General features: G+C 68.5%; 14 protein-coding genes. 8 read left to right on the forward strand and 6 right to left on the reverse strand.

The features are described from left to right. The first annotated feature begins 249 nt into the window (after positions 1-249). Positions 250-1521, forward strand: coding sequence for an FkbM family methyltransferase (locus AC1DVI_RS01110; protein WP_476956441.1), 1272 nt, complete (start codon positions 250-252; stop codon positions 1519-1521). Between the two features lie 22 nt (positions 1522-1543). On the opposite strand, the gene glgA is transcribed toward AC1DVI_RS01110, so the two are convergent. Both glgA and glgC read right to left on the reverse strand, forming a co-directional pair. Then, entirely contained in the window at positions 1544-3022 is a 1479-nt protein-coding gene (glgA, locus tag AC1DVI_RS01115) for a glycogen synthase GlgA (protein ID WP_476956509.1), read from the reverse strand. 78 nt (positions 3023-3100) lie between these two features. Further along, positions 3101-4372 (reverse strand): glucose-1-phosphate adenylyltransferase, encoded by a 1272-nt coding sequence (glgC, locus tag AC1DVI_RS01120; RefSeq protein WP_476956442.1) that lies wholly within the window; start codon positions 4370-4372, stop codon positions 3101-3103. A 547-nt stretch (positions 4373-4919) separates the two neighbouring features. Here glgC and AC1DVI_RS01125 point away from each other — a divergent pair. After that, positions 4920-6236: an ammonium transporter gene (locus AC1DVI_RS01125; RefSeq protein ID WP_476956443.1), complete on the forward strand. Its 1317-nt coding sequence runs from the start codon at positions 4920-4922 to the stop codon at positions 6234-6236. Positions 6237-6326: 90 nt separating this feature from the next. Here the strand turns inward: AC1DVI_RS01125 and AC1DVI_RS01130 are convergent, their stop codons facing one another. Next, positions 6327-7562: a class I SAM-dependent methyltransferase gene (locus AC1DVI_RS01130; protein WP_476956444.1), complete on the reverse strand. Its 1236-nt coding sequence runs from the start codon at positions 7560-7562 to the stop codon at positions 6327-6329. A 109-nt stretch (positions 7563-7671) separates the two neighbouring features. After that, positions 7672-8781: an asparaginase gene (locus AC1DVI_RS01135; RefSeq protein ID WP_476956445.1), complete on the reverse strand. Its 1110-nt coding sequence runs from the start codon at positions 8779-8781 to the stop codon at positions 7672-7674. Between the two features lie 117 nt (positions 8782-8898). Here AC1DVI_RS01135 and AC1DVI_RS01140 point away from each other — a divergent pair, with 117 nt between their 5' ends. After that, entirely contained in the window at positions 8899-9483 is a 585-nt protein-coding gene (locus AC1DVI_RS01140) for an RNA methyltransferase (protein ID WP_476956446.1), read from the forward strand. A 12-nt stretch (positions 9484-9495) separates the two neighbouring features. Here AC1DVI_RS01140 and AC1DVI_RS01145 read toward each other — a convergent pair whose 3' ends face one another. Further along, positions 9496-10170: a ChrR family anti-sigma-E factor gene (locus AC1DVI_RS01145; protein ID WP_476956447.1), complete on the reverse strand. Its 675-nt coding sequence runs from the start codon at positions 10168-10170 to the stop codon at positions 9496-9498. Continuing rightward, positions 10167-10742, reverse strand: a complete 576-nt coding sequence (locus tag AC1DVI_RS01150; RefSeq protein ID WP_476956448.1) for a sigma-70 family RNA polymerase sigma factor — start codon at positions 10740-10742, stop codon at positions 10167-10169. The genes AC1DVI_RS01145 and AC1DVI_RS01150 overlap by 4 nt, the downstream gene beginning before the upstream one ends. Positions 10743-11135: 393 nt before the next feature. On the opposite strand from AC1DVI_RS01150, the gene AC1DVI_RS01155 reads away from it, so the two are divergent. The 5 genes from AC1DVI_RS01155 to AC1DVI_RS01175 all read left to right on the forward strand — a co-directional run bounded on the left by AC1DVI_RS01155 (position 11136) and on the right by AC1DVI_RS01175 (position 14836). Beyond that, complete coding sequence (locus AC1DVI_RS01155) at positions 11136-11699, forward strand: invasion associated locus B family protein (protein ID WP_145623011.1); 564 nt, start codon at positions 11136-11138, stop codon at positions 11697-11699. A gap of 78 nt (positions 11700-11777) precedes the next feature. Next, positions 11778-12947 (forward strand): dual-specificity RNA methyltransferase RlmN, encoded by a 1170-nt coding sequence (rlmN, locus tag AC1DVI_RS01160; protein WP_094301544.1) that lies wholly within the window; start codon positions 11778-11780, stop codon positions 12945-12947. Positions 12948-12974: 27 nt separating this feature from the next. Next, positions 12975-13211: a DUF805 domain-containing protein gene (locus tag AC1DVI_RS01165; protein WP_174450461.1), complete on the forward strand. Its 237-nt coding sequence runs from the start codon at positions 12975-12977 to the stop codon at positions 13209-13211. Next, complete coding sequence (locus AC1DVI_RS01170; RefSeq protein ID WP_476956449.1) at positions 13211-13522, forward strand: hypothetical protein; 312 nt, start codon at positions 13211-13213, stop codon at positions 13520-13522. Before AC1DVI_RS01165 ends, AC1DVI_RS01170 begins: the two co-directional genes overlap by 1 nt. A gap of 78 nt (positions 13523-13600) precedes the next feature. Further along, on the forward strand, positions 13601-14836 hold the full coding sequence (locus AC1DVI_RS01175) for an argininosuccinate synthase (protein WP_476956450.1): 1236 nt from the start codon (positions 13601-13603) through the stop codon (positions 14834-14836). The last annotated feature ends 24 nt before the right edge of the window (positions 14837-14860 follow it).

Raw genomic sequence — 14860 nt, forward strand, 5'->3', positions numbered from 1 at the left:
CCGGCTCCGGCCAACGTTGGTCGCGGCTTGCGGCGCGGCTCCTCTCGCGTCCCTTCCCGTGGTCCGCCGTGCGGCAACCATGCCGCGCGGCGGCCATGGGCGGTGCCGCCCGCGGAACGGTGCGGCCCCGGGCCTTTTCCCTTTACCGTCCTACATCGGCCATGGACTATGGCGGCGCGAAGCGCGGCCTTGGGGGATCATTCATGAAATGCGCGGTGATCATCCCGGTGGGGCCGGGACACGAGGGGTTTGTCCGATGAGGCGGCGGCCTCCGTCGAGGCGGCGTTCCGGGCCGATCAGGGTCCCTTTTCCGACGTGATGATTCTGCGCATCCCCGACCCGGACGGGGCGATCGGCCGCTCGCGGTGCCGGAACTTTGGCGTCGAACACGCCATCCAGCACGGCGCGGAGTGGGTCTTCTTCCTGGACGCCGACGACCTGATGGATCCTAACGGCTTCGCGGCGGTCCGCACCCATGTCGCGGACTTCGACGCCGTGTTCGGGATGATCGCCGAGCAGTGGTACGGGTCGGACGCGGTGGCGTTGCGGGAAAAGCAGGTGGGGGCGACCACCCTTCTGACCGACATCCTCCTGAACGACCCGTATCTGACGCTGCAGATGGGGCATTTCGTCCGCGCGCGCGTGGCGCGCTCCATCCCGTTCGACGAGGCGATGGATACCGGCGAGGACTTCAAATATTACCTGGAGCTGTGGCGGACACATAAATGCTGCAAGATCGGGCAGCCGCTCTTCATCAACCGGCGGGGCGCCCACTCCACCGGCCCGCGCTCGGCCGACGGCGGCGGGTGGCGCCGGGCCGTGACGCGGGTGTTCGGCGACTTCTTCCGCAATCACCCCATCGTAATCAACTTCGTGGTGTCCGGCGTGAAGGTCGGCTTCGCCATCGCCAACCCGTTCGACATGATCCACCGCCATTACCTGCGCCGCGTGTTCTTCGAACAGGAGGAGCTGGACTATCTGCGGGGTCTCGTTCCCCCCGGTTCGTCGATCCTGGAGATCGGCGCCAACGTCGGGAACCACGTCGTCTATTACGGCCTGTTCATGGCGCCGCGCCGCATTATCGCGGTCGAGCCCAACCCGGTGGCCATGCATTTTCTGAAGAAGAACGCGGAGATCAACCGGCTCGACCCGGCGACGATCACCTTTCTGGAGTGCGGCGTTGGGGACCGTGCCGGCTCCTTCGAGCTGAGCGTCGCCGACGAGGCCAATTTGGGGGCGGCGCGGCTGGTCCCGGCTGAGAGCGGGCGCGTCGCCGTCCACCCCATCGACGATCTCGTCCAGGAGCGCGTGGACTTCATCAAGATCGACGTTGAAGGCATGGAGATGGAAACGCTGCTGGGGGCGCGGACGACCATCGCGCTTCACCGGCCCATCCTGTTCATCGAGGTCATGAACGCCAACAAGGACGCCTTTCTCGACTGGGCCGGACAGAACGGTTACCGCATTGCCGAGGAGTTCCGGTACGTCAACGCCTCGAACTACGTGGCCGTACCGGCGTGATGTCGATGAGAAAGGAGAGGCATCACCCCACCAGAACCGGCGCCACCGCGCGGTACAACTCCATGTACTCCTCCGCCGGTCCGTGCCAGCCGAAGTCGCGGGTCATCGCGTGCTGCTGCAGGACGTGCCAGCGCTCGGGCTTGCGGTAGAGGGCGGCGGCGCGGCGCAGCGCCCAGGTCAGCTCCTGGACGTTGGCGTTGACGAACTGGAAGCCGGTGGCGCTGCCGTCGTTCACCGCCGCCGGGTTGGCGTCCACGATGGTGTCGGCGAGGCCCCCGGTGCGGCGGACCAGCGGCAGGGTGCCGTACTTCAGCGCGTACATCTGCGTCAGGCCGCAGGGCTCCGACCGCGAGGGCACCAGGAACAGGTCGGCGCCGGCCTGGATGCGGTGGGACAGCGCCTCGTCATAGCCGATGCGCACGCCGACCGACTTCGGGTACCAGGTGGCGAGGTGGCGGAAGCCGGCCTCCAGCGCCGGTTCGCCGCTGCCGAGAACGGCGATCTGGCCGCCCCAGGCGATCCATTGCGACGCGGCCTCCAGCACCAGATCCAGCCCCTTGTGGCCGGTCAGGCGGCTGACCACCGCGGCCAGCGGAGCGTCCGCCCGGCGGTCCAGGCCGAAGGTCGCCTGGAGGTCGGCCTTGCACAGGTCCTTGCCGCCGAGGTCCGCGGCGCCGTAGCGGGCGGCGATGTGCGGGTCGGTGGCGGGGTCCCAGATCTCGTAGTCCACGCCGTTGAGGATGCCGGTCAGCGCCTCGGCCCGCGTGGCGAGCAGCCCTTCCAGGCCCGAACCGTGCTCTGCGGTCTGGATCTCGTGGGCGTAGGTCGGGCTGACCGTGGTCAGGCGGTCGGAGTAGAAGCAGCCGGCCTTGAGGAAGCCGACGCCGCCATAATACTCCACCCCGTCGATCCGGAAGGCGGCGGATGGCAGGCCGAGATCGCTCATCATCCAGGCGCCGAACAGGCCCTGGTAGGCGATGTTGTGGATCGTCGTCACCGTGCCCGGCCGGAACGGCCCGGCGAAGCGGTCGGGGCGCAGCTCCAGATAGGCCGGGATCAGGCCGGTCTGCCAGTCGTGCCCGTGCAGCACGTCGGGACGCCACCAGGGGTCCAGCCCGTCCTCCGCCGCGAAGCCCGCCGCGCACCAGGACAAGGCGGCGAAGCGTTCGGCGTTGTCGGGCCAGTCCTTGCCGTCCGGCCCCAGATAGGGGTTGCCGGGCCGGTCGTAGAGCGTCGGCGCGTCCAGCACATAGGCCAGCACCCCGTCCGGCATCCGTCCGATCAGCAAGCGCGCCGGGGCGCCGCCGGGCAGATCGGTGAGCGGTGTGCCGACCGGCTGCAGGTCGCTCAGACCGCTCAGCACCGCCGGATAGCCGGGCAGCAGCAGGCGGACCTCGGCTCCGGCGCGGTTCAGGGCGGGGGGCAGGGCGGCGGAAACGTCGGCCAGCCCGCCGGTCTTCACCAGGGGGTAGCATTCCGGCGTGACGAACAGGACGCGCATGGAGGCGGGGTCTTTCGGTTTCTTCTTGGTCTTGCTCATCGCCCCCTCGCCCCAGGGGGCGAAGGGGGATGGGAAGGGTCAGTCCTTGGGCAGGCGGTCGATCATGTCCTGGGTGATCAGGCAGACGCCGCCCTCGCTGCGGTGGAAGCGCTTGGCGTCCAGCTCCGGGTCCTCGCCGACGACCAGCCCCTCGGGGATCACCACGCCGCGGTCGATCACCACCTTGGTCAATCGGCAATGGCGGCCGATGTCGACGTCCGGCAGGACCACCGCCTGATGCAGCTCGCTGAAGGAGTTGACGCGCACCTCGCTGAACAGCAGCGAGTTCTTCACCAGCGAGCCGGAAACGATGCAGCCGCCCGACACCAGGCTGTCCACCGCCATGCCGCGCCGGTTCTCGTCGTCGAAGACGAACTTCGCCGGCGGCAGCTGCTCCTGGTAGGTGAAGATCGGCCACTCGCGGTCGTACATGTTGAGCTGCGGCGTGACGTGGCAGAGGTCGAGGTTGGCCTCCCAATAGGCGTCGATGGTGCCGACGTCGCGCCAGTAGGGCTCGGACTCGTGGCCGTTCAGGATGGCCGATTCGGCGAAGTCGTGGGCCATCACGCGCGCCCCGCTCGTCACCAGATACGGGATGATGTCCTTGCCGAAGTCGCGCGACGAGCCCGGCTCGTGGAAGTCGCGCTCCAGCTGTTCGTAGAGGAACTGCGCGTTGAAGACATAGATGCCCATGCTGGCCAGCGACTTGTCCGGGTTGCCCGGCATCGGCGGCGGGTCGGCGGGCTTCTCGACGAAGTCGATGACGCGCTGCGTCTCGTCCACATGCATGACGCCGAAGCCGGTGGCCTGGGCGCGCGGCACCTGGATGCAGGGGATCGTCACATCGGCCTTCTTGGCGATGTGGTCGAGCAGCAGCGCGCCGTAATCCATCTTGTAGATGTGGTCGCCGGCCAGGATCAGGATGTATTCCGGCTCGTGGTCGCGCAGGATGTCCAGGTTCTGGTACACCGCGTCGGCGGTGCCCTGGTACCAGGCGGTCTCGCTGATGCGCTGCTGCGCCGGCAGCAGGTCGCAGAACTCGTTCATCTCGCCGCGGAAGAAGTTCCAGCCGCGCTGCAGGTGGCGCAGCAGGCTGTGCGACTTGTACTGGGTCAGCACGCCGATGCGGCGGAAGCCCGAATTGATGCAGTTCGACAGCGCGAAGTCGATGATCCGGAACTTGCCGCCGAAATAGGTGGCGGGCTTGGCGCGACGGTCGGTCAGCTGCTTCAGCCGGCTGCCCCGGCCACCGGCCAGGACGAGGGCCACGGCGCGGCGCGGCGCCAGCCGCAGATCCCGTTTGTCGAGCATGTGTCTCCCCTTTCGGTTCTCTTTTTTGCTGTCGGCCATCCGGAAGCGTCCGGCAGAGGCGTCCGGGCGGTGGCCGCTTCTCCCCGGCCCCGTCCGGCTCCGCCGGTAGAGAGGGTGACCGTGCCACATTTCACGGGGACGGGCCAATAGGCCGAGGGGAACATGCCGGAAATAGGAGGGCTGTCCAACGGCTGTGCGGAAAACAGGCGCATCGTTGTGCACAAAAAGCAGGCAAGCGCGCGGGAAACGAGCGCATGGAGCCTCAACGGGGGGCAATCACCCTGCAATCCATGGGCGAATCACGCCACGGCAAAGGGCTTTGGGTGGGTCGATGTTCTGCTCATTTTCTGGGCAGCACAGGCCCGCGACTCGGGGCCTATGCTGCTTTGCGGTCATCCGAAAGGCCGCAACCACCGCGATTCCTAGCCCTTTTGGGTTGGCACGCTTCTTGAAGACAAATCGGTGTCACACGGCCCCCTCCCGCCGCCCCGTCTGTACCGGGGACGGGGCGAAACGGGCCAGTAGCATTCGATAAAGAGGAGCCTCGATGAGCCGTCTCTTCCATTCCGCCGCGCCGATGATGGCGGCGATTCTGGGCTTGGCCGGTCTGCCTGCCGCCGCCTTCGCCCAGGAAGCGGCCGCTGCCGCGGCCGAACCCACCCTGAGCAGCGGTGACACGGCTTGGATGCTGGTCGCCACGGCGCTGGTTCTGTTCATGACCATCCCGGGTCTGGCCCTGTTCTACGGCGGCATGGTCCGCAAGATGAACGTGCTGTCGGTCGTGATGCAGAGCTTCGCGATCTGCTGCCTGGTCAGCATCCTGTGGTTCTTCGCCGGTTACAGCATCGCCTTCACCGAAGGCACCCCGTATTTCGGCAGCCTGTCCAAGTTCATGCTGTCGGGCATCACCAAGGACAGCCTGTCGGGCGTCATTCCCGAGACGATCTTCGTCGTCTTCCAGATGACCTTCGCCATCATCACGCCGGCCCTGATCACCGGCGCCTTCGCCGACCGCATGAAGTTCTCCTCGATGCTGGTCTTCACGGGCCTGTGGTCGCTGATCGTCTACGCGCCGATCACCCACTGGGTCTGGGGGCCGGGCGGTTATCTGATGGGTGACGGCGTGCTCGATTACGCCGGCGGCACCGTGGTGCACATCAACGCGGGCGTGGCCGGTCTGGTCGCCGCCATCGTGCTGGGCAAGCGCAAGGGCTACCCGAACGAGAACTTCGCTCCGCACAACCTGGTGCTCAGCCTGATCGGCGCTTCGATGCTGTGGGTCGGCTGGTTCGGCTTCAACGCGGGTTCCGCCGTGGCCGCCGACGGCCGTGCAGGCATGGCCATGCTGGTCACGCAGATCGCCGCCGCCACCGCCGCCATGTCCTGGCTGCTGGTCGAGTGGGCCACCAAGGGCAAGCCCTCGGTTCTCGGCATCATCTCCGGCGCCATCGCCGGTCTGGTCGCCATCACCCCGGCCTCGGGCTTCGTCGGTCCGACCGGCGCCCTGGTCATCGGTCTGGCCGCCGGCGTGATCTGCTACTGGGGCGCCACCGGCCTGAAGCGCGCCCTCGGCTATGACGACTCGCTGGACGCCTTCGGCGTGCACGGCGTGGGCGGCATCGTCGGCGCCATCCTGACCGGCGTCTTCGCCCAGGAAGCCATCGGCGGCACCGCCGGCGCCCTGGAAGGCAACGTCGGCCAGATCTGGACGCAGGTCTACGGCATCCTCGCCACCGTCGTCTACTCGGCGGTCGGCTCCTTCATCATCCTGAAGGTCATCGACGTGGTGATGGGCCTGCGCGTCGACGAGGACGTCGAGCGCGACGGCCTGGACCTCGCCCTGCACGGCGAGACCATCCACTAAGCACCCTTTGCTGCCTGGTTGTTTCCTCCATGAACTTCCGCCGCCGGGTCGCCCGGCGGCGGATTTTTCATTTCGGAGACCGTGGACCGTTCAGCGGCGCAGATACATCTTGCCGACGCCGTTCAGCGCCGTGAAAAGCTGCGCGAACTGCGCCAGGAAGGCGTCCCAGGCCAGGGGGCCGGCCTTCTCCGCCACCGCCTGGTGAATGGCCCCCAGGCTGGTCCGCCCGTCCACCCGCGCCAGGATCGGCCCGGCCAGACGGGGCAGGGGCAAGGGGATGACCGCGCCCATCAACTCGGCCTCCAGCACGCCGCCGGGGGGCAGGTCCTTGGCCACCGCGGCGCCGTCGAGGTCGCGCAGCACCGGCACCACCTCCGGCCCGTCGGGGCGGGCGACCGCGCCCTCCGCGTCCTCGGGACGGACGAGATAGGCGATGTGCTTGGTCATGCTGCCGGTGACCTGCTCGGCCCAGGCGGCGCGCTCCAGCCGGGACAGCCCGTCCAGCCGCTTCAGCAGGCGGGGGTCCTTCACCCAGACGGCGGGGTCGTAGCGGTAGGGGTCGACCAGCGCGGCGATGGCCAGACCGCCCGCCGCGGCCAGCTCCGCCAGCTCCGGCACGGTGAAGGGCCGGTCGCAGGAGTGCAGCAGCAGGTCGTAGAGGTCGGCGTCGGCCTGTTTGTGGTCGTTGATGAAGGGGTTGCGCAGCAGCCAGTTGGACGTCGGCAGCCGCTCGATCAGCCGGCGGGCCAGCGCCACCCGCTCCTTCGGCGGCAGATCCGCCGCAAGGGTGCGCAGCGCCGCCTGCATGGGATAGACGCCGGTGCGCCCGTACGGGGCGTAGACCATCAGCCCGATCCCGCCGCCCGGCTTCAGCGCCCCGGCCAGCGAGCGGACGCCCGCGGCCGGCTCGTCCAGATGGTGCAGCACGCCGCAGCAGTCGATGTAGTCGAACGGCCCCTCCTCCAACAGCCCGCCGAGGTCGAGCAGCGAGCCACGGCGGAAGTCGATGTTGGTCAGCCCGCGCGCCGTGGCCCGCGCCTCGGCGACCGCCCGCGCGGCGTCGGAGAGGTCCAGGTAGGTGACGCGCCCCGGATTGCCGGCGTCGGCCATCTGCTGGGCGATCATGATCGTCCCGTCGCCGGTCCCGCCGCCGGCCACCAGCACCTTGAGGGGCTTGGCGTGGTCGATGCGCCCGCCGAAGACGTTGTGGTTCACCTCATCCAGATGGCTGGGCGATCCGGTGATCAGGCGCTTTTTCTCGTCGGCGGGGTTGCGCGCGGGATAGGGGAAGGCTTCGTACTGGGCGCGCAGGGTGTCGATGCTCATGGATCGGGCAACCGGTCAGGTGGACGGGTGCCGGACCATAGCATCATCGCGGGGGAGGGTGGGGGAGTTGGGGAGCGGTTGCGCCGGCCCCCACCCAACACTTCCGGCCTTACCCCGCGACACCCTCCGCCGGGCGGACCACGCCGACCTCGAGGCCGTTGCGGTTGGTCACTGGCTGGTTGATGAGCTGGCCGGCCCGCCTCCATTGCTCGTCCGACAGGACCTTGGTGGCGCGGATCAGGGCGGCCAGGGCGACCTCGCGGGCGCGGGGGGTGCCGTCGTCGATCTTCAGGGCGATGCCCAGGCCCTGCTTGGGCAGGACGGCGCAGCCCACGCCCTCGGCCCCGCCCTTGACCAGCACCAGTCCGCCCGCCGCCTGCATCATGCCGGTGTCGAAGCTGTCCTTGCCGGCGATCAGGTGCGGGTGCGACCGCCAGGCGCGGCGGATGCGGGCCACCGCCTCGGCGCGGGAGTCGGGGAGATCCTTGGGGTCGCCGATGCGGGCCATGGCGTAGGCGATGGCGCCCAGCGGGATGCCGATGGTCGGGATGGCGCAGCCGTCGACGCCCCAGGGGGCCTGCGACAGGTCCTGGCCGGTCATCTGCTCCATCACCCCCAGGATGCGCTGCTGCACCGGGTGGTCGAAGCGGACATAGCCCTTGGTCGGCTCGCCCTTGTGCAGGGCGGTGGTCAGGAAGCCGGCGTGCTTGCCGGAGCAGTTGTTGTGGAAGGCGGTCGGCGTCTCGCCGTGGCGGATCATCTCGTGGGCGGTCTCGGTGTCGGTCGGGAGGTGCGCCCCGCACTCGTAATCCTTCACGGTCAGGCCGATGCGCTTGATCCAGGCCTCCGCGATGCGGGTGTGGCGGATCTCCCCATGGTGGGAGGAGCAGGCCAGCGCCAGCTCCTGGTCGCCCAGCTCGTAGGCGTCCAGCGCGCCCGTCTCGACCAGCGGAATCGCCTGGATGGCCTTGATGGCGGAGCGCGGGTAGACCGGCGCCTGGATGTCGCCCCATTGGGCCAGCACACGACCGTCGGAATCGACGATGCAGGCGCGCCCGCGATGGACGGATTCCACCATGCCGCCGCGCGTCACCTCGACGAGGATCGGCGCCTCCGGCGGTCCGGACAGGTCGGCGTGCCCCTCGGCGGGGGTGTGATGGTCGGCGTGGCCATGGTGGTCACCGTGGCCGCCGCAGCAGGAGGAATGGTCGTGGCTCATGGGTGGAGAGCTTGCCTCTCTCCGGGTCGCGAGGCAAGGTGTCGCACCGTCGGACCCGCCGGATCACGGCCGATTCGCGCTGTGCGCGGGCCGAAACTACGAGTGATTGTGCAAGCCATGCGTGGATATTTCGCCATCGGGGTGGAGCGGATCAGCAAGCCGGGCAACGTCGGCAACCTGATGCGCTCCGCCCACGCCTTCGGCGCCTCCTTTTTCTTCGCCATCGACCCGGAGCCCGACCTGCACGAAGCGCACATCGTGGACACCTCTGGTGCCGCGGAGCATCTGCCGCTCTACGTCTACGACCGGGTGGCCGATCTGGTCCTTCCCAAGGATTGCCAGCTCGTCGGGGTGGAATTGACCGAGGACGCGGTGGAGCTGCCCAGCTTCCGCCACCCGACCCGCGCCGCCTATGTGCTGGGGCCGGAGCGCGGCAGCCTGTCCGAACCGCTGCTGGAGCGCTGCGACTTCACGGTGAAGATCCCGATGAAGTTCTGCATCAACGTCGGGGTGGCCGGCGCCCTGGTGATGTACGACCGGATGATCAGCCTGGGCCGCTTCGCCGAACGCCCGGTGCGCGTCGGCGGCCCGACCGAGCCGCTGCGCGATCACCAGCACGGCCGCCAGATCATGCGCAACCCGGAACGCCGCCGCCGCATGCGCGGCATCCAGAAGCCGGTGATCGTCCGCGACGACGAGTAACCCGGTTCAGACTCAAAACTTCACGAAGGGGTTGAGGATCAGCCCCAGCGGACCGGTGAAGCGCAACGGTGCGTCGGTCACCGCCAGGCACAGGCAACCCTCGTCGTCGGCCACCGGGCGGTGGCGCACGGAGTCGTCGGCGACGGACAGGTCGCCGCGGGCGAACTGGCCCGGATCGTCGGTGAAGCCGCCGTCGAGCACCAGCGTCAGCTCGATCCCGCGGTGGGTGTGGTGGGGCGGCCCGACGCCGCTCGCCAGCCGCATCAGCCGGGCCTTGCCGCGGCTTTCAGACCCGGAGCCCAGCGGGATGTCGTAGCAATCCATGCCGCGCATCAGCCGCTTCCAGGGCAGGCGCGACAGGTCGCTGCCGACGTAGCGGCGCAGCGGCTCGGGCAGCAGCGGCACCTCGACCGGCTGGCAGACCAGTTTCGGCCGGGGAGCGCGGGGCAGGGGCGGCAGGTCGTCCAACCGGGCGAGAACCGTTTCCAGGCAGGCGGGGTCGACCTCCTCCGGCTCGATGCTCTCCAGCAGGGCGCCACCGACCGCCTCCATCTCGGCGACGTTCAGGCGGCAGCAGGGGCACAGCGCCAGATGGGTCGCCACGATCAGCGACGCCGCCTCGCCCAGAGCGCCGCCGGCATAGTCGATCAGCAGGGTGTCGCCGGGATGGTGGGTGGGCACGGTCATCGGGAATCCCTCATGGCCTTCCGCAGCCGTTCCATGGCCAGCCGCAGGCGCGACTTGACGGTGCCCAGTGGAATGCCCTGTTCGGCGGAGATCAGGCTGTGCGGCTTGTCCTCGAAATAGGCCTGCCGCAGCAGGTCGGCCTGCTCCGGCGGCAGGGTCTTCAGCGCGGCGCGCAGCCGCCCGGAAGTTTCCCGCGCCGCCACCCCGTCGTCCGCGCTCTCCACCGGGGCGGGCACCAGCGTGGGGTCGGCGGGGTCGATCTCGGGCCGTTGTTCGCGCCGCAGCGCGTCGATCCGCTTGTTGCGGGCGATGGTGAACACCCAGGTGCCGGCGGAGGCCTGGGTCGGGTCATAGGTTTCCGCGCGGCGCCACACCAACAGCATCACGTCCTGCACCAACTCCTCCGCACCGCCCGCGTCGCAGCCCTGGCGGCGCAGATACGCCTTCAGCCGCGGGGCGAAATGGCCGAACAGGGCCGCGAAGGCCGTGCGGTCGCGGTCCCGCCCGACCGCGGTCAGCAGTTCTTCGAACGTCCGGTCGGTGCCGGCGGCTGGGGAACCAAGATCCTGCATCCACGTCTTCGGGCACGTCTCCGGGGGCACCGTCTCTGCGCGCATGGGCTTTGCGCACGAGGGCAAGCCCCGCAACACATGGTGCGCGGAGCGCCCCGCTGCAAAGCGTGTTTGGCGCTTCTCCGTGTCGTGTGCAATGTCATGCGGTCGGGCGGCCAAGGGGGGCATGGGGTTCGGTCCGGCGTTCGATGGGCCTTCTACGCGCCCCGCCCCCCATCGGATCACCGGCTTTCGATGCGAAATCGAGCGATCGATTGCAGGACCGGTCTTTGGAACAACCCGTGACTTCGCCCCCGGAAAAGGGCGGCGGCTCTGGAAAGCCTCACCGAATTGGGGTAGGGTCCGACCCACTCCCGAACCCGTCCGCGAAACCATTCGAGCCTTCGCCAACCGATGTTGCCCATTCGCACCATCCGTCGTACCGCCGGCGCCGCTCTGCTTCTGGCCGGTCCGATCCTCGCCGCCACGCTCGCCGTCGCCACGGTCAACACGGCCGCCGCCGCCGACCCGCGCCTGCTGGGGACCTTCAAGGACTGGAACGCCTTCGCCTTCGACGAGGGCGGGCACAAGGTCTGCTACCTGTCCAGCCAGCCCAAGAAGAAGGAACCCGCCGCGGCCAAGCGCGGGGACATCTATGTGCTGGTGACCCATCGCCCGGCGGAAAAGGCGCTGGACGTCGTCAGCGTCGTCGTCGGCTATCCCCTGAAGAAGGACAGCGAGTCCACGCTGGACGTGGCCGGCAAGTCGTTCAAGCTGTTCACCGACGGCGAAACCGCCTGGGCGCGCGACGCCGACACCGACAAGGCCGTCACCGCCGCGATGCGCGACGCCAAGGGCAAGTCCATGGTGGTGAAGGGTGTTTCGGCCCGCGGCACGAAGACCACCGACACCTACGGCACCGACGGCTTCGCCCAGGCTTACGACGCCATCAACCAGGCCTGCGGCGTGAAGCGCTGAGCAGCGCTGCTCTTTTCACTTGGTCGCTCCTCGTTTCGTCTTTTGACTCCGGACGCTCGTGGCCCTATTTAGGGGGCCATGAGCGCCTCCAACCATGCTGCTGCCTTTGCCCTGCCGGCGACCGACGCTGACGGGCGCAAGAACCTTGTCGGCCTGTCCCGCGACGAGCTGGAAGCCGAAATGCTGTCCGTCGGCCTGGAGAAATTCCGGGCTCGCCAGCTCTGGCACTGGATCTACCATCGCGGAGCCACCGACTTCGCGGTGATGACCACGCTCGCCAAGCCGGTGCGCGAAAAGCTGGCGGAGAGCTACGCCGTGGCCCGCCCGACGGTCGTGCGCGACCTGAAGTCGGTGGACGGCACGCGCAAGTGGCTGCTGCGCATGCCCGACGGGCAGGAGGTGGAGAGCGTCCACATTCCCGAGGAGGACCGCGGCACGCTCTGCGTCTCCTCGCAGGTCGGCTGCACGCTGACCTGCCGCTTCTGCCACACCGGCACGCAGCGTCTGGTGCGCAACCTCGACGCCTCGGAGATCGTGGCGCAGGTCATGCTGGCCCGCGACGCGCTCGGCGAATGGCCGGCGCCGCCGGACGGGCGGATGATCTCCAACATCGTCATGATGGGGATGGGGGAGCCGCTCTTTAACTACGAGAACGTCGCCAAGGCGCTGAAGATCGTCATGGACGGCGACGGGATCTCGATCTCGAAGCGCCGCATCACGCTCTCCACCTCCGGCGTCGTCCCGGCCATGAAGCGCTGCGGCGAGGAGCTGAACGTCAACCTCGCGGTCAGCCTGCACGCCGTGACGGACGAGCTGCGCGACATCATCATGCCCATCAACCGGAAATATCCGCTGAAGGAGCTGATGGACGCCTGCCGCACTTACCCCGGCCTGAACAACGCGCGGCGCATCACCTTCGAATACGTGATGCTGAAGGGCGTCAACGACAGTCCGGCGGACGCCCGCGCCCTGGTCAAGTTGCTGGAGGGCATCCCGTCGAAGATCAACCTGATCCCCTTCAACCCCTGGCCGGGCGCCCCCTACGAGCGTTCGACCGACCGGGCGATCCAGGTCTTCGGCGACATCGTCAACAACGCCGGCTACGCCAGCCCCGTCCGCACCACCCGCGGCGAGGACATCATGGCCGCCTGCGGCCAGTTGAAGAGCGCGTCCGTCCGCCTGTCCGCCGCCGACCGCGCCGCCATCGAGAAGGTGCTGGCCGAGAAGGACGCGGCGCTGGCCGGATAAGGCCGGAATTACCCCTGGGAGTGCTCCGTGCCTGAGTTCGCCGTCGATCCCGGCCTGATCCTGTTCCTGTTCAACGCCGCGGCGGTCTGGCCGCTGATGCGCATCTTCCGCCGGGCGGGCTTCTCGCCCTGGTGGGCGCTGGTGATCTTCGTGCCGGTGATCGGGCTGGTCGGCGTGCTGGGCCTGCTGACGATGCGGCGCTGGCCGGCGCGCGTCCTGGTCGACGGGCCGGCGCGGACGCGCAAGGCGCGGAGGGCCGCGTGATGGAAATGCTCGATTCCGTCGTCGCCCTGCTCAACGCCGTCTACTGGCAGCCCTGGGTGGCGATCATGTCCACCGACCCGTGGACGGCCAACCTCGTCATGGCGATCCTGCTGATGCTGAAGCTGATCTTCGGCGGCTGGGTGCTGGCCAAGGGCGGGCGCAGCCCGCTGTGGGCGCTGGTTCTGCTGATCAACGGGGCGGACATCCTGGCGATGTGGCTCTACGCCTACATCCGCTGGCCCTTCGTGGACCGGGCGCCCGCCCGCCCCGCCGCGGAGAGCACCGTTGCGGCCGACGCCGGGACGGATTGAGCGGGACCGATTGATTCGCACCTGCCGTAGGGCTACTGTCCGGCACCGATATTTTTCCCCATCCGCGTGAGTAGTCCCATGAGCGGTGCGTCCGGCAAACAGATCAAGAAAGTGGTGCTCGCCTATTCGGGCGGCCTCGACACCTCGGTGATCCTGAAGTGGCTCCAGGAAACCTATCAATGCGAGGTGGTGACCTTCACCGCCGACCTCGGCCAGGGCGAGGAGCTGGAGCCGGCGCGCAAGAAGGCCGAGCTTCTGGGCATCAAGCCGGAAAACATCTTCATCGACGACCTGCGCGAGGAATTCGTGCGGGACTTCGTGTTCCCGATGTTCCGCGCCAACACCCTCTATGAGGGCACCTACCTGCTCGGCACCTCGATCGCCCGGCCGCTGATCGCCAAGCGCCAGATCGAGATCGCCAACCAGGTCGGCGCCGACGCCGTGGCCCATGGCGCCACCGGCAAGGGCAACGACCAGGTCCGCTTCGAGCTGGGCTACTACGCGCTCCGCCCGGACATCAAGATCATCGCCCCGTGGCGCGAGTGGGATCTGAACAGCCGCACCCGGCTGATCGACTACGCCGAGAAGAACCAGATCCCGATCGCCAAGGACAAGCGCGGCGAGGCCCCGTATTCGACGGACGCCAACCTCCTGCACATCTCCTACGAGGGGAAGGCGCTGGAGGACCCGTGGGTCGAGCCGTTCGAGGACATGTACACCCGCTCCGTCGCCCCGGAGAAGGCCCCGGACACCCCGACCTACGTCGAGGTCGAGTTCAAGCGCGGCGACGCCGTGGCGATCGACGGCAAGGCCCTGTCCCCGGCGGCCCTGCTGACCGAGCTGAACCGCCTGGGCGGCGAGAACGGCATCGGCCGCCTCGACCTCGTCGAGAACCGCTATGTCGGCATGAAGTCGCGCGGCGTGTACGAGACGCCGGGCGGCACCATCCTGCTGGCCGCCCACCGCGCGATGGAGAGCATCACGCTCGACCGCGGCGCCGGCCATCTGAAGGATGAGCTGATGCCGCGCTACGCCGAGCTGATCTACTGCGGCTACTGGTTCAGCCCGGAGCGTCTGGCGCTCCAGGCGCTGATCGACCAGACCCAGGAGCCGGTGAAAGGCGTGGTCCGCCTGAAGCTGTTCAAGGGCAACGTCACGGTCGTCGGCCGCAAGTCGCCGAACAGCCTCTACCGCATGGACTATGTGACGTTCGAGGAAGACAGCGTCTACAACCAGAAGGATGCGGAAGGCTTCATCAAGCTGAACGCGCTCCGCCTGCGCCTGGGCGCCATGGCCCGCGCGAACGTCAAGTAAGCGCGAGCAAGCACGGTGTTATTG

It is taken from the genome of Azospirillum sp. P4_B5, from assembly GCF_056402275.1.

Bases quoted from the DNA above. Each gene is read 5' to 3' on its own strand.
- AC1DVI_RS01135 (WP_476956445.1), bottom strand. From the start codon at position 8,781: ATGAGCCACGACCATTCCTCCTGCTGCGGCGGCCACGGTGACCACCAT.
- AC1DVI_RS01175 (WP_476956450.1), top strand. From the start codon at position 13,601: ATGAGCGGTGCGTCCGGCAAACAGATCAAGAAAGTGGTGCTCGCCTAT.
- glgC (WP_476956442.1), bottom strand. From the start codon at position 4,372: ATGCTCGACAAACGGGATCTGCGGCTGGCGCCGCGCCGCGCCGTGGCC.
- AC1DVI_RS01130 (WP_476956444.1), bottom strand. From the start codon at position 7,562: ATGAGCATCGACACCCTGCGCGCCCAGTACGAAGCCTTCCCCTATCCC.
- rlmN (WP_094301544.1), top strand. From the start codon at position 11,778: ATGAGCGCCTCCAACCATGCTGCTGCCTTTGCCCTGCCGGCGACCGAC.
- AC1DVI_RS01170 (WP_476956449.1), top strand. From the start codon at position 13,211: ATGGAAATGCTCGATTCCGTCGTCGCCCTGCTCAACGCCGTCTACTGG.
- AC1DVI_RS01140 (WP_476956446.1), top strand. From the start codon at position 8,899: ATGCGTGGATATTTCGCCATCGGGGTGGAGCGGATCAGCAAGCCGGGC.
- glgA (WP_476956509.1), bottom strand. From the start codon at position 3,022: ATGCGCGTCCTGTTCGTCACGCCGGAATGCTACCCCCTGGTGAAGACC.
- AC1DVI_RS01155 (WP_145623011.1), top strand. From the start codon at position 11,136: ATGTTGCCCATTCGCACCATCCGTCGTACCGCCGGCGCCGCTCTGCTT.
- AC1DVI_RS01125 (WP_476956443.1), top strand. From the start codon at position 4,920: ATGAGCCGTCTCTTCCATTCCGCCGCGCCGATGATGGCGGCGATTCTG.
- AC1DVI_RS01145 (WP_476956447.1), bottom strand. From the start codon at position 10,170: ATGACCGTGCCCACCCACCATCCCGGCGACACCCTGCTGATCGACTAT.
- AC1DVI_RS01150 (WP_476956448.1), bottom strand. From the start codon at position 10,742: ATGCAGGATCTTGGTTCCCCAGCCGCCGGCACCGACCGGACGTTCGAA.